We start from the raw sequence: 23,062 nt of genomic DNA on the forward strand, positions 1-23,062 counted from the left end.
CCCTGCGGATACGCTTGCGGCGTGCGCCCACCGCAGGGAGGGCGCAAAGCCGACAGCCGTCGCACACCCGGGAGCACACCCATGGCCTCGTACACGCCATCGCCCGCCCGCCCAGCCCGAGTCGCGCATCTGCGCGAGGCGCTCGCCACCCGCGTGGTGGTGGCCGACGGGGCGATGGGGACGATGCTCCAGGCGCAGGAGCCCACCCTGGAGGACTTCCAGCAGCTCGAAGGCTGCAACGAGGTCCTCAACGTCACCCGGCCGGACATCGTGCGCTCCGTGCACGAGGCGTACTTCGACGCGGGCGTGGACTGCGTCGAGACCAACACCTTCGGCGCCAACCACGCGGCCATGGCCGAGTACGACATCGCCCACCGGGTGTACGAGCTGTCCGAGGCGGGTGCCCGGATCGCCCGCGAGGTCGCCGACGCGCACACCGCCCGGGACGGCCGCACCCGCTGGGTGCTGGGCTCGATCGGCCCGGGCACCAAGCTGCCCACCCTCGGCCACGTCCCCTTCACCACGATCCGCGACGGCTTCCAGCAGAACGCCGAGGGCCTGCTCGCGGGCGGCGCCGACGCGCTGATCGTGGAGACCACCCAGGACCTGCTGCAGTCGAAGGCCTCCATCGTGGGCGCCCGGCGCGCCATGGAGGCGACCGGCATCGAGGTGCCCCTGCTGTGCTCGATGGCCTTCGAGACCACCGGCACCATGCTGCTCGGCTCCGAGATCGGCGCCGCGCTGACCGCGCTGGAGCCGCTCGGCATCGACATGATCGGGCTGAACTGCTCCACCGGCCCCGCCGAGATGAGCGAGCACCTGCGCTACCTGACGCGCCACTCGCGCATCCCGCTGCTGTGCATGCCGAACGCCGGCCTGCCGATCCTCACCAAGGACGGCGCCCACTTCCCGCTCGACCCCGAGGGCCTGGCCGACGCCCAGGAGAACTTCGTCCGGGACTACGGCCTGTCCCTGGTCGGCGGCTGCTGCGGTACGACGCCGGAGCACCTGCGGCAGGTCGTCGAGCGGGTCCGCGCCCTTGCGCCCGCCGAGCGCCGGCCGCAGCCCGAGCCGGGCGCGGCGTCGCTGTACCAGACCGTCCCCTTCCGCCAGGACACCTCCTACCTGGCCATCGGCGAGCGCACCAACGCCAACGGGTCGAAGAAGTTCCGCGAGGCCATGCTGCAGGCCCGCTGGGACGACTGCGTGGAGATGGCCCGGGAGCAGATCCGCGAGGGCGCGCACATGCTCGACCTGTGCGTGGACTACGTCGGCCGGGACGGCGTGGCCGACATGGAGGAGCTGGCCGGCCGCTTCGCCACCGCCTCCACGCTGCCGATCGTGCTGGACTCCACCGAGGTCGAGGTCATCCGCGCCGGGCTGGAGAAGCTCGGCGGCCGTGCGGTGATCAACTCCGTGAACTACGAGGACGGCGACGGCCCCGACTCGCGCTTCGCCAAGGTCACCGCCCTCGCCCGGGAGCACGGGGCCGCCCTCATCGCGCTCACCATCGACGAGGAGGGCCAGGCCCGTACCGCGGAGAAGAAGGTCGCCATCGCCGAACGGCTGATCGACGACCTCACCGGCAACTGGGGCATCCATGAGTGCGACATCCTCATCGACACCCTCACCTTCACCATCTGCACCGGCCAGGAGGAGTCCCGGCGCGACGGCATCGCCACCATCGAAGCCATCCGCGAGCTCAAGCGCCGCCACCCGGAGGTGCAGACCACACTCGGCCTGTCCAACATCTCCTTCGGCCTGAACCCGGCCGCCCGCATCCTGCTCAACTCCGTCTTCCTCGACGAATGCGTCAAGGCCGGCCTGGACTCGGCCATCGTGCACGCCGCCAAGATCCTGCCGATCGCCCGCTTCAACGAGGAGGAGGTCACCACCGCCCTCGACCTCATCTACGACCGCCGCAGCGAGGGCTACGACCCGCTGCAGAAGCTCATGGCCCTCTTCGAGGGCGCCACCACCACGTCGCTCAAGGCCTCCAAGGCCGAGGAACTGGCCGCCCTGCCGCTGGACGAGCGCCTCAAGCGGCGCATCATCGACGGCGAGCGCAACGGCCTGGAGGCCGACCTCGACGAGGCCCTGCGCGCCCGCAAGGCCCTCGACATCGTCAACGACACCCTCCTGGACGGGATGAAGGTCGTCGGCGAGCTCTTCGGCTCCGGGCAGATGCAGCTGCCGTTCGTGCTGCAGTCCGCCGAGGTGATGAAGAGCGCCGTCGCCCACCTCGAACCGCACATGGAGAAGTCCGACGCCGAGGGCAAGGGCACCATCGTGCTGGCCACCGTGCGCGGCGACGTCCACGACATCGGCAAGAACCTCGTCGACATCATCCTGTCCAACAACGGCTACAACGTCGTCAACCTCGGCATCAAGCAGCCGGTCTCCGCGATCGTCGAGGCCGCGGAGGAACACCGGGCCGACGTCATCGGCATGTCCGGTCTTCTGGTGAAGTCCACCGTGATCATGAAGGAGAACCTGGAGGAGCTCAACCAGCGCAAGCTGGCCGCCACCTACCCGGTCATCCTCGGCGGTGCCGCCCTCACCCGCGCCTACGTCGAACAGGACCTGCACGAGATCTACGAGGGCGAAGTGCGCTACGCCCGCGACGCCTTCGAGGGCCTGCGGCTGATGGACGCCCTCATCGCCGTCAAGCGCGGCGTACCGGGCGCGGCCCTGCCGGAGCTCAAGCAGCGCCGCGTCCCCAAGCGCGAGGCGGCCCTCCCCGAAGCCGACGAGCAGCCCGACGGCACCGTCCGCTCCGACGTCGCCGTCGACAACCCCGTCCCCACGCCGCCCTTCTGGGGCACGCGCGTCGTCAAGGGCATCCCCCTCAAGGACTACGCGTCCTGGCTCGACGAGGGCGCCCTCTTCAAGGGCCAGTGGGGCCTGAAGCAGGCCCGCACCGGCGGCCCCACGTACGAAGAACTCGTCGAGACCGAGGGCCGCCCCCGGCTGCGCGGCTGGCTCGACAAGCTCCACACGGAGAACCTCCTCGAAGCCGCCGTCGTCCACGGCTACTTCCCCTGCGTCAGCAAGGGCGACGACCTCATCATCCTCAACGAGGACGGCACCGAACGCACCCGCTTCACCTTCCCCCGCCAGCGGCGCGGACGCCGGCTGTGCCTGGCGGACTTCTTCCGCCCCGAGGACTCCGGCGAGACCGACGTCGTCGGCCTGCAGGTCGTCACCGTCGGCTCCCGCATCGGCGAGGCCACGGCCGAACTCTTCGCCGCCAACTCCTACCGCGACTACCTGGAACTGCACGGCCTGTCCGTCCAACTGGCCGAAGCCCTCGCCGAGTACTGGCACGCCCGCGTCCGCGCCGAACTCGGCTTCGCGGGCGAGGACCCCTCGGACGTGGAAGACATGTTCGCCCTCAAGTACCGCGGCGCCCGCTTCTCCCTCGGCTACGGCGCCTGCCCCAACCTGGAGGACCGCGCGAAGATCGCGGACCTGCTGCAGCCGGAGCGGATCGGCGTCCACCTGTCGGAGGAGTTCCAGCTGCACCCGGAACAGTCGACGGACGCGATCGTGATCCACCACCCGGAGGCGAAGTACTTCAACGCACGGTGACGGCGGGGGCGGGGCCCTGACCCCGGTCCTCAATCGCCGGACGGGCTGCCATGCAGCCCGTCCGGCGATTGAGGACACCGGGCGGAGCCCGGTCCGGGGGTGCCAGGGGGCGGCAGCCCCGCTAGGAGACGGGGAGAGGGTGGGGCCGGGGAGCGGCTCGCCGCAGGCGCACGCCCCTCCGGTTGCCGTTCCGCGTCCGGCCCCGCCCAATGGGTACGGAGATGGACGAGCACGCCTGGAACCGCCGCCGCTTCCTCGGCACCACCGCCGGGGCGGCGGCCGCATTCGCCTCCGCCTGCGCGCCCAGCGGCGGCGGCCCCGCCGCCGGTGGCGCTCCCGCCGAGAACGAGCGCCCCGGCACCCCCGACTGGCGCCTGACCCACCGCGGTCCCGACCGCGCCGTCGAGGGCTACGCCGACCGGGTGAGCGTCCTGCCGGGTGAATCCTTCCAGCTGCACGTCTCCGTCGGCGCCCCCGGCGCCAAGGGCTTCCGCGCGGAGGCATTCCGCATGGGCTGGTACGGCGGTACCCAGGCCCGCCGCGTGTGGGCGTCGGAGCACATACCGGCCGGCCCTCAGCCCCTCCCCCGCCCCGCCGGCCCCACCCGCACCGTCTCCGCGGACTGGCCGGCCACCACCGAGGTGGCCACGCACGGCTGGCCCGAGGGCGCCTACCTCGTCCGCCTCACCGCCGATTCCGGTGAGCAGCGCTACGTTCCCCTGACGGTCCGGTCGGCCCGTACCGCCGGCCGCCTGGTGCTGGTGAACGCGACGGGCACCTGGCAGGCGTACAACACGTGGGGCGGCCACAGCCTGTACTACGGTCCCGGCGGCAAGGGCGACTACGCCTCCCGTTCGCTCGCGGTCAGTTGTGACCGTCCGTACGACCGGGACGGTGCGCCGTTGTTCACGACGTACGAGCAGCCGGCGGTGGCGCTGGCCGAGCGGTTGGGGCTGCCGCTGGCGTATGTCACCTCGATGGATCTCGACCGTGAGCCGGGGCTGCTGCACGGTGCGCACGGCGTGGTGTCGCTCGGGCACGACGAGTACTGGACGCCGGCCATGCGGCGCGCCGTCACAGCCGCCCGCGATGCCGGTACCAACGTCGCCTTTCTCGGTGCCAATGCCTGTTTCCGCCGCATCCGGCTGGAGCGCCGCCTGGTCGTCTGCTACAAGACCGACTGGCATCTCGACCCGCTCGCCGGCAGCGACGATGCGGCCGTGACGACCGACTGGCGGGAGCCGCCGCACCCGGATCCGGAGAATTCCCTCACCGGCACGCTCTACGAGTCGAATCCGACGTCCGCCGACTACGTGGTCACCGAGCCCGGCCACTGGATCTTCGAGGGCACCGGTGCGGGGCGCGGCACGGCCTTCCCGAATCTGGTCGGCACCGAGTACGACCGGGTGGACGCAGGTCCCGGCACTCCGCGTCCGCTGCAGATCCTCGCCCATTCCCCACTGGTGTGCCGCGGGGTGCGGTCCTTCGCGAATTCCGGTTATTACACGACCGCGAGCGGTGCGGGTGTCTTCAACACCGGCACCATGCGCTGGGTCGAGTCGCTCACCGGCGACGGCGGCCACGGCATTCCGCCGGCCACCGCGCGCTTCACCGGCCGGGCGACCGCCAATGTCCTGCGGGCCTTCGCCGCCGGTCCGGCCGGCCGTTCGCATCCGGCGCAGGACAACGTCGACGCCCACCACCCGTACGCGGGCGATCCCATCCAGGCCCACCGCGATCTGTGGTGAGCCCGGGCCGATGGCTCACGGGCGTCCGAACCAGCTTTCCAGGGCCGTGCGCGGCGGCCCCTGCGCCGGCGGCCCGGCCCAGCACACGTACCCGTCGGGCCGTACGAGCACGGCATCGGCCCCGGTCGCGGCGTCCGCGACGAGGCCCACGCGCTCGCGCCACGGGCCGAGCAGGTCCTCGGGGGCCCGGGGCGGGGCCAGCAGCCGGCCGCGGCCGTCGGGCAGGCGTACGCCCGGCATGCGGGCGCCGAGCAGCGGGTGCGGCGGGGCGCCGGGCATGGGGTAGCGGATGCCGAGACCGGAGACGAGCCCGGCGACGTACCGGTTGGCGTCGGGCTGGGCGAGCATCTCGGCCACGGTCTCCCGCAGGGCGTGCACGTCCTCGTCGGGGTACCCCAGGGCGCCCTGGGCCCGCGTGTTGCGCAGGACACCGGCGCCGACGGGGTGCCGCTCGGCGTGGTAGGTGTCCAGCAGGTCCGCTCCGGCCCGGCCGGTGACCACCGCGGCGAGCTTCCAGCCGAGGTTGAAGGCGTCCTGCACACCGAGGTTGAGGCCCTGGCCGCCGGCCGGCAGGTGGATGTGGGCGGCGTCCCCGGCCAGCAGCACCCGCCCCGCGCGGTACTGCTCCGCCTGGCGGGCGGCGTCGGTGAACCGCGACGCCCACCGCACCTCGACCAGTTCCGGCCCTGCCCCACGCGCCGGTCGCAGGGCCGCCCGTACCTCGTCGTCCGTCACCGGCGCGTCCCGGTCCCGTTCCTGCTGCTCGGGGCCGCCGAAGAGGAAGCGGAAGACGCCCCCGCCGAGGGGGATGAGGAACGGCCGGTCCTCGCGGGCGTCGTAGCGCGGCAGCGACCACTGCGTGGGCAGCGTGCCGTCGTCCGCCAGGACGACGTCGGCGACCACCATCGACAGGCGGCCCTCCCGCCCGGGAAAGGCGATGCGCGCCTCCTTGCGGACGCGGCTGCGCGCGCCGTCCGCGCCCACGGCGTACGCGGCCCGCAACCGGCGTGTCGTACCGTCCGGGGTGGTGACGGTCGCGGTCACGCCGTCCGCGTCCTGGGCGAGCCCGGTCAGTTCGTGCCCGCGCAGCACGGGGACGTCGTACGCGGCGAGGTTGTCCTCCAGGAACTCCTCCACGCGGGCCTGCGGAATGCCGACCTGGTACGGGAAGGCGGTGTCGAAGACGTCGTAGTCGAGCGGGATGCCGGCGAAGTGGCCGGTGGGCACGGTGGTGAGCGCCCGGTCGAGCACCGGCTCCAGCCAGCCGCGCATGTCGAGCATCTCGGCGGTGCGCGGCTGCAGGTTGAGCGCCTTGGACTGCCCGGAGCGCACCGGTTGCCGTTCCAGGACGACGGCGCGCACACCGGCGAGTCCGAGCTCGCCCGCGAGGGTCAGCCCGGTGGGGCCGCCCCCGACGACGATGACGTCCGTGTCCCTGACGTCCGTGTCCATGGTGGCCGCCCCTCTCACGCTTCGAGTCCGCTGCGGGTGACGTACCACTTGTGGAAGAAGATCAGTCCTGCCAGCACCACGAGCCACTGCACGGTGCTCACGGTCGGCACGAGGTCGACGGGCAGCGTCAGCGCCAGCACGACGCGCACGCCGGCGTCCAGCGTGAGCACCGTCCCCCACACCGCCGTGATCACCCTGATGCGCCGCCGGAACAGGGGGTTCGCCTCCCACTGCGCCCGCCACTGCCGGAAGCCGTCCTCGCCCACCTTGGCCACGATCAGGGGCCGGAACGCCGTCAGCATGAAGGGGCTGCGCGTCGGCAGCGTGCCCAGCACCCACAGGCCGACGAGCCCGGCGAGCCAGCTGTCCCGGACGAGGAGCGTCCGCGGATCGCCGGTCACCAGCGTCATCAGCGACCCGATGACCAGCACAACGAGGGTGAACACCGCCATCCCCTCGATCCTGCGCCGACGCACCATCCCGTAGCCGATCCACGGCATGAGCAGCAGGCTGCCGGCCAGGAGCGCGCCCCACTGGCTCACGCCGGCGGCCCGCAGCCCGTAGTAGCAGGCGAGCGGCAAGCCCAGCTCGAACAGCAGCTGCTTGAGCGCGTAGCGGCGGACGGCGGCGGCCTTCCCGGCCCGCGTCCTCACCTGGGTCACCTCGGTCGTTCCGGTCGCTGCCGTTCCCCCCGTCTTGTCGTTCCGTCTTGTCGTTGTGCTACTTGCGTGTCGCCCGGTCGAAGAGGTCCGCGAGCTCCCGCCCGATCAGGGCGAGATCGAGCCCCGGGTCGGTGGCCGCCCGGCTGACGACGGCATCGATCGCGCTGCGGATGGCCAGGGCCATCACCCACGGGTCGAACTCCCCGAATTCCCCCGCCGCCTGAGCCGCTCTCAACCTGTCGGCGATGTCGTGCAGGAAGGCGTCCATGGAGGCGTCGAAATCCGGCATGCGGGTGTTGGTCAGCACCTCCACGACGGCCGGCAGGTGCTTGGGGTACTCGGCGAGCGCCGCGATGTTGGCCTCGATGTGCGCCCGCAGCCGCCCCCGCGCGGTCGACTCGGCCTCGATACGCGGCACCATGTACGCCCCGACGACGCGCAACACCTCGGCGACGACCTCGCGCATGAGGTCGTCCTTCCCCTTGAAGTGGTACGAGATCATCCCCGTGCTGCTCAGCCCCGCCCGCTCCGCGATCCGCGCGAACGTGGCCTTGCCGTACCCGAGATCGGCGATCACCTCGATCGCCGCCCCCACGATCTGCGCCCGCCGCGCGGCCTCCGTGAACGTGCGCTCCTGCTCGGTCGTGCGGTTGTTTGCTTGCATGAGCAAGACCGTAGCGCTGATTTGCTCGGCTGCGCAAGGAGTTGTGCAGCCGAGCTAACGCTTGTGAGGGCGGCCGCGGCGCCGAGAACCGGGCCGGCTACGCGCGGCGGCCCCAGGCGGAGATCATCGGGGAGAGGGACAGGTCGAGGCGGCCCGAGGCGATGTTCGCCAGGTGCCGGTCGATCTCCTCCTCCGTCGCCAGTCCCGCCCCGACCAGCTGGGCGCGCACGTGCCGTACCGTCGCCGCTTCCAGGACGTCGCAGGCCGGCAACGTGACCGGGAAGTACGCGTCGGCTCGGACGTCGGTCAGCCCTGCTTCCCGCAGGAGGCGGGGCAGCTTGCGACCGTAGGCGAGGTCGGCGCCGCGCGAGGCCAGCAGCGAACGGACGCCGTCGCGCAGCTTGTTGGCCAGCTCCTGTTCGGGACCGTACTCGTCCAGGCAGACCAACGGCTGCAACGCCGGATCCGCGTCCTCCACGAGCAGCCATCCACCCGGCCGCAGGGAGTCGGCCATGGCCCGCAGGGCCCGCTCCCGATCGGTTACGTGCACCAGCACCAGCCGGGCGTGGACGAAGTCGAAGCCGTCCCCGGGCGGTTCGTCGCGGGCGACGTCGTGCCGCAGCACCTCCACGCCGCTCGCCGCGGCCGGATCGGCCCACGAGGTGTCGATGTCGGTGGCCACGACCCGGCCGCCCGGCCCGACCCGTTCGGCCAGCCACCGCACCACCGAGGTGCCCCCCGCGCCCACCTCCCAGCACTTCCACCCCGGTGCGATGCCGAGCTGCTCGATATGACGGAAGGTGGACGGATCGAAGAGCTCACCGAGCGCGCCGAAGCGGATGCCCGCCTCGGTCTGCGCGTTGTCCAGGAGATAACGGCCGTGGTCGGACGAGGCCGGAGTGGAAGGCGTCATGAGGCCGATTCTGCCCAGCTTCCGCCGTACTCCGGCGGCCGGGGGCCGGTGAAGTACTCGGCGTCCTTCGGGCGGGAGACGTCCCGGCCGGCCGGGCGGGGCGCCGGAACCAGGTGCGGAATGTACTTGGAGCAGTGGATGTAGGCCTCCTCCACCGTGACGTGGACCCACATTTCGGGGCTGCGCCCGGGAGCGACGTCCATGGGCAGACCCGGGTGGGCGCTGCGCAGGTCGTGGTCGTGGTAGAGATGGGCGACGCCATTGACGTGCAGCCCCACGTGGTGATGGGTGAAGTCGACGAAGAGCATGCCGAGATGGGGGTTCTCGAGCATGTTGCCGGCGCTGGCCATCACCCCGTTCCCGCGGAATTCGGGATAGGCGAGCGTGTAGGCGTCGATCACGTGGACGAACCCGGGCGGCCCGGCCCGGAAGCTGGCATCGCAGGCGCCTTTCGAGTCGGCGGTGGCCACGAAGACCATGGCCTGGCGGCCGATGAAGTCCTGCATCTCGGGGGTGAGGTGCGGACGGACCTGCCGGTCGTAGAACCGGGCGGCGCGGTCGGCCGTGCCCATGTGTCGCTGCAGCTGGTGTTCACCTGCTGATCCGAAAGGCGGTGGAGGTGAGGTCACGAACGGTTCTCCTGGCGGATCGCGGATCAGGGAGTGGACAGGACCGGCGTTTCGAACGGGTCGTGGTGGATACGGGCCGTCGGCATGCCGTGCAGGGCGAGCGTCTCCTTTGCGGAGGCGACCATCTGCACCGGGCCGCTGAGGAAGGCGTCATGCTCGTACCACGGCCCGTACTCGGCCAGCACGTCCGGCAGGGACCCGCGAATGCCGAAGCTGTACTCGTCGGACACCGCGGCCTTGACCGTCAGCCAGTGGTGCCGTTGCGCCATGCGGAGCATGTCGTCCATCCCGTACAGCTCGGCGCCGGTCCGGGCGCCGAGGAACAGGCTCACCTGGTGGCCCCCGCCCCGGCGGGCGACCTCCTCGACCAGTGCGCGGATCGGGGCGAGGCCGGTGCCGCCGGCCACGAGGAGCAGTTCGCGGTGCTCGGCCGCGTCCAGGACCATGTCCCCCATCGGCGGCCCCAACCGGACGACGTCGCCCACCGCCGCCCGGTGCACGAGTGCGTGACTGACCGAGCCGCCGACCACTTCGCGGACGTGAAAGGTGAGCGTGCCGTCCTGGCGCGGCGCGTTGGCGACGGAGTAGTAGCGCCAGCGCTTCGGCCACCACGGCGTCTCGACGCTCACGTACTGACCCGCGGCGTACGCGTAGTCGCCCTCGGGCCGTACGGTGATCTCGGTGATGCCGTGACCACGCGGCAACCGGTGCACGACGGTGGCGGCCCACGCGGCGGGCCGCACCGCCTCGTCCTCCTCCGCCGCACTGATCATGACCTGGGCCACGGTGCCGTACGCCTTCGTCCAGGCCGCGGCGATCTCGGGCGTCCAGGCAGAACCGGCGTACCGGGCCAGGGTGTCGAGAAGACACTCGCCCACGGCCGGGAAATGCGCGGCGAGCGTGCCGAACTTGCGGTGATCGCGCCCGAGGTGACTGCAGAAACGGATGAGGTTCTCGGCGTCGTCGACCAGATCCACGATGCGCAGCAGCGCGCGCAGAAGACGGTCACGCTGGGCGTCCATCCCCTGCGGAAACATCGGACGGACTTCGGGATAACGGGCGAAGAGGATGGCGTAGAAGTAGACCGTTATTTCCCCTGCGAAGGGCTCGACCACGGCCAGGGAAGCCCTGATGAGATCGATCTCGTGCGGCGACAAAGGCGCTTCGGCGGTCTCCGGGGGCCGATCGGCGGGTGCGGCGACCCGCCCGGGCGCCGAATCGGGCGCCGAATCGGACGGGGACGGGCGCTCGGAAGCCCTACCGGAACGACTGATCCAGAACTTCAAGGGACCAGTACTCCCCCGGAGAGGAAATCACCCAAAGTGCGCCTGAGTACCCATTCGGCATGAGCGGCAGGGAAAGCGAACCGGGCCAACGCAATTCCTCACTGGAGTACGGAGTCCGCGAAGCGGACGGAGTGCTTCCGGGTGGGATCCGATCCTCGACAAAGACCGGGGAGTAGGGAAGGGCCGCATCCGCCAGAAGTCGGGACGACATCTTGTCGAATTACCCCGACCCAGCCTTGTCGATGTGCCGATTTAGGCCACATATTGACCCGGTACCGGGCGTCGCCCGGACCCGGATCAGCCCTCCGGCCCCTCGACGGGGATCTCGTAGGCGATCTCCCAGCGCACGTCGGGAATCACGATGTCGGCGGTCTCGACGGGACGCCCGTCGGTGTCGTAGTAGGTGCGCTCGATCTGCGTGACGAGCTCACCGAGGCTGATACCCAGCAGGTTGGCCTGGGCCTGCGTGGCGCGGCCCGGACGTGGCACCTCGACCGCCGTTTCGACGACGATCCCGAGGGAACGCATCCGCTCCACGACGCCCATGCCCGCCATCGGCCCGAGTTCGGGCAGGACGACGGGTGTGTCACCGGTGATGGCCATGGGCTCCCAGCTCTCGGACAGCTGAACGGGCTGCCCGTCGGCGAGGAACTCGTAGGTGGTGCGCACACAGGGATCGCCGGGCTCGACGGCCAACCGCCGCGCAATGCCCTCGGGCGCCGGCACCCGGGCCTCGGAGTGCGACTCCCAGGAGCCCCGCCGCCCCTGCTCCCGCATGTTCGCGCGGAATGGCGAATCGCCCCGCCGCTCACGGTGCCGGGAACGAACCATCCGCAGACGCTCACGCGGTGTGCGCACATAGGTTCCGGACCCCGCCCGGCCTTCGAGCAGCCCCTCGATGATGAGCCGCTCCTGGGCCTTCTGCAGGACGTTGGTACCGACACCGTAAGCGGCGGCGAGCTGGGCGCGGGACGGCAGCCGCTCTCCAACGCTCCACTCGCCCGCGGCGATTCGGCGGCGGAGGTCATCGGCGACGCGCATGTACGGCGGTGGTTCTGCGGCCATGAGGCCCTCTCCGTGCTGAACGTGAGGCTGGGGGGACGCCGGCATTGACAACCTAATGCATCAGCTGGATGCTGATGCATTAGCAATACGTCCGGTGACCGCTCGCTCACCCGGGGACCATCTGTGTGCATCGCGAAGACCAAGGCAAAGGCCCTTGCCGCCCTGTTCGCGGCTGCCACCGGGTGCACGCCGCGCACCGAGGAGACGCGCGACCGCATCCGCGTCGAGGTGGAGCTGCCCACCGACCTGGGCGAGCAGGCCCGCCGGACCGTTCTCATGACATTGAGCAACGCCGACCGGTACGGACACGACCGCACCCGCGACGGGGCGGTGGTCTGGGCCGAGTTGGACCGAGGGAGAGACACGTGACCTGCACTGCACACACCGCCTGGCTCGCCCGGGCCTCGATCGTTCCCGCCGCGACCTTGGACCTGTGGCGGCTCGGGTGCACCGCACCCCTGCTCCCCGGGCGGGAGTGGGATGTCGTGCGGGTCGACTTCGCGTTGGCCGTCGCCGCCGTGCGGCAGCTGAAGGGTGCGGGCCGGCACATCGGGCCGTACCTCATGAGCGGCGCCGAGCGTGCCACCTGGTGGCTGCTGCCGCTCGGGACGGGGTACCGGTTCGCCGGGGAGGGCGGGGTCGCCGTCCATCCCGGTGACTGGGCGCTGCTCTCGCCGCCGCCCACCAGGTACGTCGGCAATCGCGTCTGGGTCTTCCCCGAGGGCGAGTCCCCGGCCCTCACCTCGCCCGCAGAACTGCTCGGCGCCGTTCGGCAAACGTTGGGCTCGTCACACTCTCCCGTCACCGCCGGCCGGCTCGCCTAGGGTGCGGCCATGAAGATCATCGACCTGTCCCCGGGTGACGAGCGGCTCGTCACCGACTTCCTGCCCGTCCTGCGCCAGTTGCGTCCGCACCTCACCGAGGAGTCGTACCAGGAGGTGTACGCGGAGGGCCACGGCCGCGGTCTGCGGTTCTCCGGGGCGTACGACGCGGACGGCCGGTGCGTCGGTGTCGCCGGGTGGCGGATCGTCGTCAACACCAGCACCCTGCGCTCGCTGTACGTCGACGACCTCGTCACCGATGCGGACGCGCGGTCCGGTGGCGTGGGCAAGGCGCTGCTGACGTACCTGCAGGAGCGGGCTCGCGAGGAGGGTTGTCTGGAGTTCACCCTGGACTCGGGCACGCACCGCACCGACGCCCACCGCTTCTACCTGCGCGAGCGGATGTCCATCGTCGCCTTCCACTTCAGCAAGCCGCTGCAGACTCCGTCGGCATGAGCGACCGGGTACGCCTGCGGGACGTCGAACCGGCCGACCTGGAGGTGTTCTTCGCGCAGGAGCACGACCCCGAGGCCGGGCGGCGGTCGAAGTTCCCGCCGCGGGAACGCGAGGCCTTCATGGCCCACTGGACGACCAGGGTCCTCGGCGATCCGACGGTCTTCGTGCAGGCCGTCACCGTCGACGGGGAGCTCGCGGGCAACCTGGTGGCGTGGTGGGACCATGACCGGCGCTTCATCGGCTACTGGCTCGGCCGGCAGTACTGGGGCCGGGGTGTCGGTACGCGAGCGCTCGCGCTCTTCCTGGAACGCGAGCGGACTCGTCCTCTGCACGCCGATCCCGCCATCGGGAACACCGCCTCGGTGCGGCTGCTGGAGAAGCACGGTTTCCGGCGCGCGGGGACGGTCCGGTACGGCGAGCACGAACACGTCCTGCTGGTGCTGACGGCCTGAGCGCGCCCGGCACGCAGGTGCACTCGGGGACGATCGCCCCTCCCCCGCGCGGCGGAGCGCCCCGTCCCACGGTGTGATGTGCCGCCCGTGCGCTGCCCGGCATCGTGGGAGGCGATCCGAGGAGGAAACATGCCACGAAATCGCCGCCCGAGCCGTCCCTTCGTCGCCGCCGTCACCGCCCTGACGTTGTGTGCCGGCACCGCCGTCGCCCTGGGGGCGACCGGTCCGGCCACCGCGGCCGAGGCGGCGGCGGCCGCCACGGACGAGCCCTCGCTCACCGGTGCCGGCAAGCTCGACCGCCGCCCGGGCGACAACGTGCACTTCGCCATCGACGCCCACGGCCTCGGCGACAAGGCCCGGGGCAGTTTCTTCGTCAGCCACCACATCGACGACGTGTGGGGCGGGTACTTCAAGGGCCGCATCGACTGCCTGCTGACCGGCGGCCCGGTCGCCGTGGCGACAGGCGTCGTCACGGAGGCCCACTTCGAGGGCAAGCCGGGCACGCCGCAGCTCGGGGACCTCAAGGGCAAGCGGTTCGGCTTCACCGTCCTGGACGGCGGCAAGGGCGACAAGGGCGGCAGCAAGGACCGGCTCGGCTACAGCTGGGCCGCGCAGGGCCTGCCGACGACCGGTGTCGACCTCTGCCAAAGCTCCGCACCGATCGAGACCCTCGCCAAGGGCGACTTCACCGTGCACCACTGGCTGCCGGCGAGAAAGCCCGCGCAGCACTGAGGCACCGGCGGGGCGCGCCGCATCGCAGGGGAGTGCGGCGCGCCCGTCGGTTCACCCCCTCAGTTCCACCGACAGCGGCTGGTCCGTCGGTCGTGTCGCCGTCCTGACGTGGACGACGCCGCCGCGGTCGGACGCGTCGTACCACCAGCCCTCGTCCGCCGCGTCGGGCGAGTCCAGGTGCGGCAGCTCGCTGCCGTTCACCGTGGCCGAGGCCGGCGCCGTGCCCGTGTGGACCGTGAACTGGGTCGGGCGGGCCGTCTGCTTGCCGCGGTAGTCGCCCTGCAGGGGGCTCAGCGACAGACGTACGTCGGCGCCGCCGCGCGCGGCGACCGTCAGCTTCTGTTCGGCGTGGGCGCCGCTCCGGTGGGCGCGGGTGACGCCGTCGTCCTCGTACAAGGTGAACGAGGAGGAGCCCTGCGGGTAGACGTCCCAGGCCACGGGCGAGTCGGCCGTGCGGTCCTCGTACGAGCGGATGCCCGGCCACATCGGGACGGCCGCGCCGGCCTTGACGAACAGCGGCAGCGTGTCCAGGGGCGCGTGGTAGCCGTTGAGGGTGGTCGGGCCCTGGTAGGTGCGGCCCGTCCAGTAGTCGGTCCAGGTGCCCTTGGGCAGGTAGATGCCGTTGCGGACGTCGGTGTCCTCGTAGACGGGGGCCACGAGGAAGTACTCGCCGCTCAGGAACTCGTACTTCGCCGCCTCGGAGGCGGCGGCGGGGTCGTCCGGGTACTCCAGTGCCAGGGGCCGCACCGGGCCGACGCCGGTGCGCGTGGCCTCGGCCGCATAGCTGTACATGTACGGCAGCAGCGATTCCTTGAGCTTCAAGTACTTGCGGTTGATGGACGTGTACGGCTCCCCGTACCGCCAGGGCTGCTTGTCGCTGGGCGCCCAGCCGTCCATGGTCATGACGGCCGGCAGGAACGCCTTCCACTGCAGGTCGCGCACGTACGTCTTCGGGCTGCCGCCGAAGATGCCGTCGACGTCGCCCGTGGTGTAGGCCAGGCCCGACATGGTGGCGCCGGCGTACGTGGGGATCTGCCAGCGGATGTACTCCCAGGAGCCTTTCTGGTCGCCGGACCACTGCACGCCGCAGCGCTGTGCACCGGACCAGCTCTCGGGAGCCCAGGTGAAGCCGCGGGCGTCGCTGTTGTCCTCGATGCCCTTGTAGGCGTCCTTGCAGCCGTCGAGGGCGAACTTGTAGCCGTCGCCGACCCAGGCGACGTCCAGCTTGGCGACCCGCTGGCCCGCCTTGACCTGGTCGGCGAGCTTGCCGAGGCCGTCCTCGGTCCACAGGCCCATCTTCATCCTGCGGTCGGCCAGGCCCTTGCCGGCCTCGGCCAGGTTCTCGTAGCCGCAGCCGTAGCCGTCGTTGACGAGCATCCAGCCCAGCGGCAGGTCGTGGGCGACGTAGCCGTCGGCGATCCTCAGGGCGTCCAGGGTGTGCCGCTCCCCGCGGTTCTTGTTGTGCAGGTAGCAGTCGGAGTCGCCGATCTCCAGGCCGTACAGCGGCGGCAGGAAGGGCCGGCCGGTGAGCGAGGTGTACTGCCCGATGACGTCCTTGGCCGTCTCCCCGGCGAAGTAGTACGCGTCGAAGCGCCGCTCCTGCGCGCCGGCCGTCACCGGGTCGCCGAAGGTGTAGGTGCCCGGCGCGTAGGTGTTGCGGTAGACGCCGTAGCCGGCGGTGGAGAGGTAGTACGGCACCGAGTTGGGGTGGCCGCCGTCGTCCCAGTTGTAGTCGACGCCGACCTCGACGGTCCTGCCGCGGTGCGAGGTGTTGCCGCGCCCGTTCTGCATGCCCGCGCCGTAGAACTGCTCGTTGGCGCCCCGGGTCAGGGTCTGCACGGTCCGCTCCTTGCCGGCCGCGTCCGTGCCCCAGGTCAGGCCCTTGGTCTCGGCCCAGATGCGGCTGCCGTCGGCCCGGTGCAGGGCGAAGCGCAGGGGCTTCTTGTAGGCGCGCAGGGTGATTGCCGAGGTGCTCATCTCGTACCGGTCGCCCGCATCGCGCCAGCGGGTCGCCGGGGGCGGGCTGCCCTGCGGCAGCACGATGTCCTTGCCGGTGGCCTCCGTGAACCGTCCGTCCGGCGCGAGCTCCAGCCGGAAGCTGCGGGCGGTCACGAAGCTCACCCGCACCTTCGCCGTCCCGGCCTGCAGGTGGAAGGCGGGCCCGGCCGTGGCGAAGCCGGTCACGTCGCCCACGGTCTCCTGGGCGGCCTCGGCCCGGGCCCCGGCGACCGGGGCCACCAGGGTGGCGGTCAAGGCGAGGAGGACGGTGGCCATGACCGTTCTCAGTCGTGTTCGCGGTCTCATGAGCGCGTGGATAGCGCAGCCGGCGGCCCGGTGACCATGGACTCGTGCGCGGCGCTCATGGACTTGTCGTGTACGCGCACATAGGCGCAGGTCGCGCGCGTACGCGAAAGGGCGCGCTCCCCCGGTGGGGAAGCGCGCCCTGTGCGCGGTACGGGCTAGAGCGCGACGCCCATCAGCGCGTCGACGGCCCGGGAGACCAGGCCCGGGGCACCGATGTCCGTACCGCCCTCGGCGGCCTGGGCGGCGGCCCAGCGGTCGACGGCGGCCAGGGCGGTGGGGGTGTCGAGGTCGTCGGCGAGGGCCGCGCGGATCTCCTCCAGCAGCGCCTCGGCGGGCGGGCCGTCCGGGCGCGAGACGGCGGCGCGCCAGCGGTCCAGCCGCTCCACGGCCTGCTCCAGGACGGTGTCCGTCCACTCCCAGTCGGCCCGGTAGTGGTGGGCCAGCAGCGCCAGGCGGATGGCGGCCGGGTCGACGCCCTCGCGGCGCAGCGCGGAGACGAAGACGAGGTTGCCCTTGGACTTGGACATCTTCTCGCCGTGCAGGGCGACCATGCCGGCGTGGACGTACGTCTTGGCGAAGGGGTGCTCGCCGGTCAGCGCCTGGGCGTGCGAGGCGCCCATCTCGTGGTGCGGGAAGACCAGGTCGGAGCCGCCGCCCTGGACGTCGAAGCCCATGCCGAAGTGCTCCAGGGCGATGGCGACGCACTCGATGTGCCAGCCGGGGCGGCCGGGGCCCAGCGAGGCCCCGTCCCAGCTGGGCTCGCCCGGGCGGGCGGCCATCCACAGCATCGGGTCGAGGGGGTTCTTCTTGCCCGGGCGGTCCGGGTCGCCACCGCGCTCCGCCGACAGCAGGCGCATGGCCTCGGCGTCGAGGTGCGAGACGCCGCCGAAGGCGGGGTCGGAGGCGACGGAGAAGTAGATGTCGCCCTCGAGCTCGTAGGCGGCGCCGGCGTCGCGGAGCCGCTCCACCAGCGGGACGATCTTGGGTATCGACTCCACGGCGCCCACGTAGTGGCGCGGCGGGAGCATTCGCAGGGCGGTCATGTCCTCGCGGAACAGGGCCGTCTCGCGCTCGGCGAGCTCGGTCCAGTCGTCGCCGTTGGCGACGGCGCGCTCCAGGAGGGGATCGTCGACGTCCGTGACGTTCTGGACGTAGTGAACCTGCCGCTTGGTGTCGAGCCACACGCGCTGCACGAGGTCGAACGCGTTGTAGGTCGCCGCGTGCCCCATGTGGGTGGCGTCGTACGGCGTGATGCCGCAGACGTAGATACGGGCGACGGGACCGGGCGCGAGGGTCACTCGCTCACCGGTCGCGGTGTCGTGGATCCGGAGGTCGCGGCCACTGCCGGGCAGGGCGGGAACCTCTGAAGCGGGCCAGGCATGCATGCCCTGAGCGTAACCGGACGGGGCGTCCGGATACGAACCCGGACCCTACGGTTGGCCGAAAAGATGGTCTTGTGCAGTGGGGGGCGGGTGTGCTTCTCCCCCACCCCGCCCTTCCCACCGTTCCCCGGACTCCGCCCCGGACCCCCGGTACAGCGGGGGTCCGCCGCAGGAGGTACGCCTATACCGGGGGCCAGGGGATCGCGGGCCACTGCCCGCTCGGTTCGCGGTGGCGGCCCGTCCGCAACAGTTCCGCCACCCGGGAGCGCAGCGCGTCGATCTCCGCCGGAGTGATCAGTTCGGCCAGGCGGGTCGCCAGCGGCCGCCCCTCGGCCAGGTCGGCGGCGAGGCGCCGCAGCGCCCGGAGCGCCTCGTCGGTCAGCGGCTCCCCCGCCCACCCCCACAGCAGCGTGCGCAGCTTGTCGTCGGCGTTGAAGGTCACGCCGTGGTCGATGGCGTAGAGCCGCCCGTCGGCGGCGGGGAGCAGGTGGCCGCCCTTGCGGTCGCCGTTGTTGATCACGGCGTCGAGGACGGCGAGCCGGCGCAGCCGCTCGTCGTCGGCGTGCACGAGCAGGGCGGTGCGGTCCTCGCCGACGTCCGCGTAGCCGACGGCCTTCCAGCCGGGGCCGGGGTCGTCGCCCTCGACGAGGGCGAGGAGGGCACGGCCGTCCTCCTCCTCGGTGGCCTCTATCCACAGCTGGCACATGCCCTCGCCGTACGGTCCGTCGCGCAGCACGGTGGGCGGGACGAGCCCCCAGCCCATGGCCTCGGACAGCTCGTAGGCGGCGACCTCGCGCTGGGCGAGGGTGCCGTCGGGGAAGTCCCACAGGGGCCGTTCCCCGGCGACGGGCTTGTAGACGCAGGCGGCGCTGACGCCCTCGTACTCGACCGTGCAGTACAGCACCGCGTTGGAGGCCTCGCGGATGCGGCCACGGACCGTCAGCTCACCCTTGGCCAGCAACTCGTGCGGGGTCACGCTCCGCGGCGGTATCCGTTCTGGCGCGGACATACGTGTCCCTCCGGGTCGAGCGGCAGGCTGCACAGGGGGCACGGCGGCCGGCCGGCGTTGACGACTTCCAGGGCGCGCTTGGCGAAGGCCCGGGCCATGGTGCCGGTGATGCGCACGCGCAGCATGGGCGGGCCGTTCAGCTCGTCCTGCAGCAGTCGCTCCTCGGCCGCGGCGAGGTCCTCGTCGGTGTCGGCCTCCAGCTCGACGAGCGCCTGGGCCTCGACGACCATGCGCTGGCTGTCGCCGTCCCAGGCCAGGGCCATGGTGCCGACCCGGAACTCCTCCTCGACGGGGGTGTCGAGGGGCGCGGTGTCGGAGAGCTCGACGGGGGCCATGGCGGGCACGGGGGCGCTGCCGCCGGTGCGGCGCACGACCTCGTCGAGCAGTTCGTCGATGCGCTGGGCGAGCGCCTCCACCTGGGCCTTCTCCAGCGCCACGCTGGTGGTGCGACCGCCGGCGCTGGCCTGGAGGAAGAAGGTGCGGCGGCCCGGCAGCCCGACCGTACCGGCGACGAAGCGGTCCGGCGGGTCATAGAGGAACACCTGACGGGACAACGTCCTGCTCCATTGGGTTCGAAGGCTTCGAATGGTCCGGATGACGGCTGCCGGTGGGCGGCGGCCCGGGTCCCCACCCTACTGCGCGGGACGATCACGGTGCTCCCGCGCCGCCGCCCACCGCCGCGTCCGGGCTGCCGCCCGCGCCGGCGGCGTCCTCGCGGGGGACGAGCCCGGTGAGGTCGCCGGTGTCGCCGAGGCGCAGCAGGTAGGGCCGCAGCCGGGTGTAGCGGACGGCGGTCAGGGAGCAGGGGTCGGCGGTGATGCGCTGGAAGTGGTCCAGGTGCAGGCCGAGGGCGTCGGCGACGACGGCCTTGATCAGGTCGCCGTGGGTGCACATCAGGTAGACGGCGTTCTCACCGTGCTCCGCCGCCATCCGCGCGTTCCACTCGTGCACGGCGTCGACGGCACGGGCCTGCAGGGCACGCATCGTCTCGCCGCCGGGGAAGGCGGCGGCGGAGGGGTGCCGCTGGACGACCTCCCACAGCGGCTCGCCCGTGAGTTCGGCGAGCTTGCGGCCGGACCAGTCGCCGTAGTGGCACTCGCCGATGCGCTCGTCGGTGTGCAGGGGCAGCTCGGGGCGGGCGGCGAGCAGCGGTGCGAGGGTCTCGCGGCAGCGCTGCAGGGGGCTGGTGACGGCTGCGGCGAGCGGGACGCCGGCGAGCCGCTGCGGCAGGGCGGCGGCCTGGGCGGCGCCGCGCTCGTCGAGGGCCACTGCCGGGGTCCACCCGGCCAGCACCCCGGAGGTGTTGGCGGTGGACCGGCCGTGCCTGAGCAGGATCAGCGTGGGCATGGTGGCCAGCCTACGACCGCCGTCCGGTGTGCGGCGGGCCCGGTCGGGTGTACGGCGGACGTTCGGGCGGAAGAATTCCTTGCATGATCGTGGACTGCGCCATCTACCGGCACGGACAGCGTACGGAGGGGCCCGCCGAGCTCGCGCACGCGCTGGAGGTCGCCCGGGCCGAGGGGGAGTCCTTCGTGTGGATCGGGCTGTACGAGCCCACACAGGAGGAGTTCGACCTGGTCACCAACGAGTTCGGCCTGCACCCGCTGGCGGTGGAGGATGCGCTCAACGCCCATCAGCGGCCGAAGCTGGAGGTCTACGACGACTCGCTGTTCATGGTGCTCAAACCCGTGGTCTACGACGACCTGCGGGACTCCGTCACCACCGACGAGCTCATGCTGTTCGTCGGCAACTGCTTCGTGGTGAGCGTGCGCCACGGCGAGGGCAGTCCCCTGGGCGAGGTGCGCAAGAGGCTGGAGCGGGATCCGGACATACTGCGGCACGGCCCGACGGCGGTGCTGTACGCGGTGTGCGACGCCGTCGTGGACCACTACACCGAGGTGGCCGTCATGCTGCACGCGGACCTCGACGAGCTGGAGGCGGAGGTGTTCGCGCCGCTGGGCGAGGACGTGCGGCACACCGCCTCGCGCATCTACTCCTTCAAGCGCCAGGTGGTGGAGTTCCGGCGGGCGACCCTGCCGCTGAGCGAGCCGGTGGCGCGCCTGTCGTCGACGCGGCTGCCGTTCGTCGACGAGAAGTCCTGGCCGTTCTTCCGCGACGTCAGCGACCACCTGATCCGGGCGAACGAGTCCATCGAGGGCCTGGACCGGCTGTTGTCGGACATCCTCTCGGCCCATCTGGCCCAGATGGGCGTGCAGCAGAACGACGACATGCGCAAGATCTCGGCCTATGCGGCGATGGCCGCGGTGCCGACGATGATCGCCGGGGTGTACGGGATGAACTTCACCCACATGCCCGAACTGCGCGAGCCCTGGGGCTACCCGGCCGCGGTGACCTTGATGGCGGGGCTGGTGTACTGGCTGTACCGGACGTTCAAGCGCCGCGGCTGGCTGTGAGGCCCCTGCCGCCGGGCCTCAGACGAACTCGGGGGTCGTGGTCGCCGGGCCGTCGAGGGCGCCTCGGCGCTCGGGCATGCGCAGGGTGGTCATGCGGCGCCATCCGCCGGCCCGCTCGCAGGCGTACAGGGCGTGGACACCGGCCGTCAGGAGCGCCGACTTGGTCCGTGGCCAGCGCAGGATGCGGGCCATGTGGTCCATCACGGCCAGGCTGACGTCGCGGTGGACCGTGATCTCGGCCAGGGCGCTCTCGCGCAGCAGGTCCCGGATGGCGCGGCCGTGGCCGAGGGCGGCCAGGTGCAGCAGTTCCTCGTGGCAGTAGGCGAGGTGGTTGGTCTCGTCGACGCAGATCATGCGGATGGCCCTGCCGACCTCGGGGTGGTCGCCGAAGTGCCGCAGGAGCATGTCCATCTGCTCGCCGGCGCGCTGTTCGGTGACGCGGCTGTGGGCGAGGTAGGAGAGGATGTCGCGCTCGGTGAGCGGGACGTCGGCGCGGAGCTTGTCGTGGGGCAGGCCGATGCCGCGACGCATGAGGATCATGGTGTAGTCGGTCTCCGGCGGCACGTCGGCCGGCTCCAGGCCGCGCTTGTGCAGCAGCGCCCGGAAGATGCGGCCGTGTTTGTCCTCGTCGGCGCCGTGCCGGGCGATCTTCGGCGCGAGGTGCTGCAGGGCGGGCGGCACCAGGGCGGCGATCCGGCCGTTCTCCCAGCCTCCCTGGGCCTCGCCACTGGCCGCGACGGAGCAGAAGAGCCGGTAGGCCTCGTCGTCGTCGAGGATCTCCTGGAACAGACTCCTGGCCGTGAGCATGGCCGTCACCTCCGTAGGCACAAAGTCAAGTGCCCCTTGCGGCGGGCGGCAATCAGACGGCCGGGGGCGCTGGGCCGAACGGAGGATCTCGTGCGGGGATTTCCGGTGCGCCCGGCGCGTAACCATGACGGCGCACGGGCGTTGTGCTCGGTGTCGGCCGTGGCGGGGAGAGAAGACCCCCGAGCCCCCACCACGGCCGCAGAATTCCCTATCGGCGCATCCGCCGTCCGGCTTTAGGGGGTGTCTGATGGATCTGCGCGGGGGAAGGAGCGGCGTCCGGTGCGTGCTCTCGGCGTGCCGGCCGGAAGCCCTCGTACTGGGCGTACTCGGGTTTTCGGCCGGTGCGGCGAGAGTGCGTGCCGGGCGTCGCGACGCCGCGGAGATCCGCCGGACACCCCCTAGGGCGTGTCCGGCGGATCATGCAGTGCCCCGTAAGGGGCGCGGGGAACTGCGCGATCGGCCAGCGACGGCCCGCAGCTGACACACCACCCCGAGGGGCCGACTGCGGGCACGTTGTGGCTTGTCGCGCAGTTCCCCGCGCCCCTACGGGGCGCCGTGGTGGCACGTGACGACGATCCACCGGACACGCCCTAGGTGTGTTGTCCCGGCAGGTTGGTGACACGGCTGGCGGGTGTTTGGCCTGCGATGCCGGTGTGGGGTCGGTGGTAGTTGTAC

Annotated in this window: 21 protein-coding genes; 8 read left to right on the forward strand and 13 right to left on the reverse strand. The window is 71.7% G+C overall.

Annotation, left to right across the window (positions count from 1 at the left end):
• Positions 1 to 81 precede the first annotated feature (81 nt).
• Both metH and AB0K17_RS15210 read left to right on the forward strand, forming a co-directional pair.
• Positions 82 to 3,591 (forward strand): methionine synthase, encoded by a 3,510-nt coding sequence (gene metH / locus AB0K17_RS15205; RefSeq protein WP_365983174.1) that lies wholly within the window; start codon positions 82 to 84, stop codon positions 3,589 to 3,591.
• Positions 3,592 to 3,812: 221 nt separating this feature from the next.
• Positions 3,813 to 5,339 (forward strand): N,N-dimethylformamidase beta subunit family domain-containing protein, encoded by a 1,527-nt coding sequence (locus tag AB0K17_RS15210; RefSeq protein WP_365983175.1) that lies wholly within the window; start codon positions 3,813 to 3,815, stop codon positions 5,337 to 5,339.
• Between the two features lie 15 nt (positions 5,340 to 5,354).
• Here AB0K17_RS15210 and AB0K17_RS15215 read toward each other — a convergent pair whose 3' ends face one another.
• From AB0K17_RS15215 to AB0K17_RS15245, 7 genes are all read right to left on the reverse strand, one after another.
• Complete coding sequence (locus AB0K17_RS15215) at positions 5,355 to 6,791, reverse strand: FAD-dependent monooxygenase (protein WP_365966375.1); 1,437 nt, start codon at positions 6,789 to 6,791, stop codon at positions 5,355 to 5,357.
• A 14-nt stretch (positions 6,792 to 6,805) separates the two neighbouring features.
• Positions 6,806 to 7,444 (reverse strand): VC0807 family protein, encoded by a 639-nt coding sequence (locus AB0K17_RS15220; RefSeq protein WP_365983176.1) that lies wholly within the window; start codon positions 7,442 to 7,444, stop codon positions 6,806 to 6,808.
• Positions 7,445 to 7,511: 67 nt separating this feature from the next.
• On the reverse strand, positions 7,512 to 8,117 hold the full coding sequence (locus AB0K17_RS15225; RefSeq protein ID WP_365983177.1) for a TetR/AcrR family transcriptional regulator: 606 nt from the start codon (positions 8,115 to 8,117) through the stop codon (positions 7,512 to 7,514).
• A 97-nt stretch (positions 8,118 to 8,214) separates the two neighbouring features.
• Complete coding sequence (locus tag AB0K17_RS15230) at positions 8,215 to 9,030, reverse strand: methyltransferase domain-containing protein (RefSeq protein ID WP_365983178.1); 816 nt, start codon at positions 9,028 to 9,030, stop codon at positions 8,215 to 8,217.
• On the reverse strand, positions 9,027 to 9,602 hold the full coding sequence (locus AB0K17_RS15235; protein WP_365983179.1) for a pyridoxamine 5'-phosphate oxidase family protein: 576 nt from the start codon (positions 9,600 to 9,602) through the stop codon (positions 9,027 to 9,029). The genes AB0K17_RS15230 and AB0K17_RS15235 overlap by 4 nt, the downstream gene beginning before the upstream one ends.
• A gap of 83 nt (positions 9,603 to 9,685) precedes the next feature.
• A complete protein-coding gene (locus tag AB0K17_RS15240) occupies positions 9,686 to 10,816 on the reverse strand; it encodes a globin domain-containing protein (RefSeq protein ID WP_365983180.1) in 1,131 nt (376 codons plus the stop codon).
• Between the two features lie 426 nt (positions 10,817 to 11,242).
• On the reverse strand, positions 11,243 to 12,010 hold the full coding sequence (locus AB0K17_RS15245) for a GntR family transcriptional regulator (protein WP_365983181.1): 768 nt from the start codon (positions 12,008 to 12,010) through the stop codon (positions 11,243 to 11,245).
• A gap of 123 nt (positions 12,011 to 12,133) precedes the next feature.
• Here AB0K17_RS15245 and AB0K17_RS15250 point away from each other — a divergent pair, with 123 nt between their 5' ends.
• The 5 genes from AB0K17_RS15250 to AB0K17_RS15270 all read left to right on the forward strand — a co-directional run bounded on the left by AB0K17_RS15250 (position 12,134) and on the right by AB0K17_RS15270 (position 14,471).
• Complete coding sequence (locus AB0K17_RS15250; protein ID WP_365983182.1) at positions 12,134 to 12,379, forward strand: hypothetical protein; 246 nt, start codon at positions 12,134 to 12,136, stop codon at positions 12,377 to 12,379.
• The gene (locus AB0K17_RS15255) at positions 12,376 to 12,834 is read left to right on the forward strand and encodes a hypothetical protein (protein WP_365983183.1); all 459 of its coding nucleotides are present in this window, start codon (positions 12,376 to 12,378) and stop codon (positions 12,832 to 12,834) included. The genes AB0K17_RS15250 and AB0K17_RS15255 overlap by 4 nt, the downstream gene beginning before the upstream one ends.
• A gap of 9 nt (positions 12,835 to 12,843) precedes the next feature.
• Positions 12,844 to 13,287 (forward strand): GNAT family N-acetyltransferase, encoded by a 444-nt coding sequence (locus tag AB0K17_RS15260; RefSeq protein ID WP_365983184.1) that lies wholly within the window; start codon positions 12,844 to 12,846, stop codon positions 13,285 to 13,287.
• Positions 13,284 to 13,739 carry a GNAT family protein gene (locus tag AB0K17_RS15265; RefSeq protein WP_365966367.1) on the forward strand — a complete coding sequence of 152 codons (456 nt, stop codon included), beginning with the start codon at positions 13,284 to 13,286 and terminating at the stop codon, positions 13,737 to 13,739. The genes AB0K17_RS15260 and AB0K17_RS15265 overlap by 4 nt, the downstream gene beginning before the upstream one ends.
• Positions 13,740 to 13,868: 129 nt before the next feature.
• A complete protein-coding gene (locus AB0K17_RS15270; protein ID WP_365966366.1) occupies positions 13,869 to 14,471 on the forward strand; it encodes a hypothetical protein in 603 nt (200 codons plus the stop codon).
• A 51-nt stretch (positions 14,472 to 14,522) separates the two neighbouring features.
• On the opposite strand, the gene AB0K17_RS15275 is transcribed toward AB0K17_RS15270, so the two are convergent.
• From AB0K17_RS15275 to AB0K17_RS15295, 5 genes are all read right to left on the reverse strand, one after another.
• Complete coding sequence (locus AB0K17_RS15275; RefSeq protein ID WP_365983185.1) at positions 14,523 to 16,775, reverse strand: TIM-barrel domain-containing protein; 2,253 nt, start codon at positions 16,773 to 16,775, stop codon at positions 14,523 to 14,525.
• A 155-nt stretch (positions 16,776 to 16,930) separates the two neighbouring features.
• Positions 16,931 to 18,160 (reverse strand): cysteine--1-D-myo-inosityl 2-amino-2-deoxy-alpha-D-glucopyranoside ligase, encoded by a 1,230-nt coding sequence (mshC, locus tag AB0K17_RS15280; RefSeq protein ID WP_365983186.1) that lies wholly within the window; start codon positions 18,158 to 18,160, stop codon positions 16,931 to 16,933.
• Between the two features lie 178 nt (positions 18,161 to 18,338).
• On the reverse strand, positions 18,339 to 19,166 hold the full coding sequence (locus AB0K17_RS15285; RefSeq protein ID WP_365966363.1) for an SCO1664 family protein: 828 nt from the start codon (positions 19,164 to 19,166) through the stop codon (positions 18,339 to 18,341).
• Positions 19,130 to 19,720, reverse strand: coding sequence for a DUF3090 domain-containing protein (locus tag AB0K17_RS15290; RefSeq protein ID WP_365966362.1), 591 nt, complete (start codon positions 19,718 to 19,720; stop codon positions 19,130 to 19,132). Before AB0K17_RS15290 ends, AB0K17_RS15285 begins: the two co-directional genes overlap by 37 nt.
• A 94-nt stretch (positions 19,721 to 19,814) precedes the next feature.
• A complete protein-coding gene (locus tag AB0K17_RS15295; protein WP_365983187.1) occupies positions 19,815 to 20,513 on the reverse strand; it encodes a histidine phosphatase family protein in 699 nt (232 codons plus the stop codon).
• 74 nt (positions 20,514 to 20,587) lie between these two features.
• Here AB0K17_RS15295 and corA point away from each other — a divergent pair, with 74 nt between their 5' ends.
• Positions 20,588 to 21,580: a magnesium/cobalt transporter CorA gene (corA, locus tag AB0K17_RS15300; protein ID WP_365966448.1), complete on the forward strand. Its 993-nt coding sequence runs from the start codon at positions 20,588 to 20,590 to the stop codon at positions 21,578 to 21,580.
• 18 nt (positions 21,581 to 21,598) lie between these two features.
• Here corA and AB0K17_RS15305 read toward each other — a convergent pair whose 3' ends face one another.
• The gene (locus AB0K17_RS15305) at positions 21,599 to 22,387 is read right to left on the reverse strand and encodes a ferritin-like domain-containing protein (RefSeq protein ID WP_365983188.1); all 789 of its coding nucleotides are present in this window, start codon (positions 22,385 to 22,387) and stop codon (positions 21,599 to 21,601) included.
• Positions 22,388 to 23,062 lie beyond the last annotated feature (675 nt).

Origin of the sequence: Streptomyces sp. NPDC049585 (assembly GCF_040675615.1) — a bacterium.
Lineage (GTDB): Bacteria > Actinomycetota > Actinomycetes > Streptomycetales > Streptomycetaceae > Streptomyces > Streptomyces luteosporeus.

Coding starts and splice junctions, on each gene's coding strand:
- AB0K17_RS15215 (WP_365966375.1), bottom strand. CDS start 6,791: ATGGACACGGACGTCAGGGACACGGACGTCATCGTCGTCGGGGGCGGC.
- AB0K17_RS15225 (WP_365983177.1), bottom strand. CDS start 8,117: ATGCAAGCAAACAACCGCACGACCGAGCAGGAGCGCACGTTCACGGAG.
- metH (WP_365983174.1), top strand. CDS start 82: ATGGCCTCGTACACGCCATCGCCCGCCCGCCCAGCCCGAGTCGCGCAT.
- AB0K17_RS15245 (WP_365983181.1), bottom strand. CDS start 12,010: ATGGCCGCAGAACCACCGCCGTACATGCGCGTCGCCGATGACCTCCGC.
- mshC (WP_365983186.1), bottom strand. CDS start 18,160: ATGCATGCCTGGCCCGCTTCAGAGGTTCCCGCCCTGCCCGGCAGTGGC.
- AB0K17_RS15265 (WP_365966367.1), top strand. CDS start 13,284: ATGAGCGACCGGGTACGCCTGCGGGACGTCGAACCGGCCGACCTGGAG.
- AB0K17_RS15260 (WP_365983184.1), top strand. CDS start 12,844: ATGAAGATCATCGACCTGTCCCCGGGTGACGAGCGGCTCGTCACCGAC.
- AB0K17_RS15305 (WP_365983188.1), bottom strand. CDS start 22,387: ATGCTCACGGCCAGGAGTCTGTTCCAGGAGATCCTCGACGACGACGAG.
- AB0K17_RS15235 (WP_365983179.1), bottom strand. CDS start 9,602: ATGGGCACGGCCGACCGCGCCGCCCGGTTCTACGACCGGCAGGTCCGT.
- AB0K17_RS15210 (WP_365983175.1), top strand. CDS start 3,813: ATGGACGAGCACGCCTGGAACCGCCGCCGCTTCCTCGGCACCACCGCC.
- AB0K17_RS15275 (WP_365983185.1), bottom strand. CDS start 16,775: ATGAGACCGCGAACACGACTGAGAACGGTCATGGCCACCGTCCTCCTC.
- AB0K17_RS15285 (WP_365966363.1), bottom strand. CDS start 19,166: ATGTCCGCGCCAGAACGGATACCGCCGCGGAGCGTGACCCCGCACGAG.
- AB0K17_RS15270 (WP_365966366.1), top strand. CDS start 13,869: ATGCCACGAAATCGCCGCCCGAGCCGTCCCTTCGTCGCCGCCGTCACC.
- AB0K17_RS15230 (WP_365983178.1), bottom strand. CDS start 9,030: ATGACGCCTTCCACTCCGGCCTCGTCCGACCACGGCCGTTATCTCCTG.
- AB0K17_RS15295 (WP_365983187.1), bottom strand. CDS start 20,513: ATGCCCACGCTGATCCTGCTCAGGCACGGCCGGTCCACCGCCAACACC.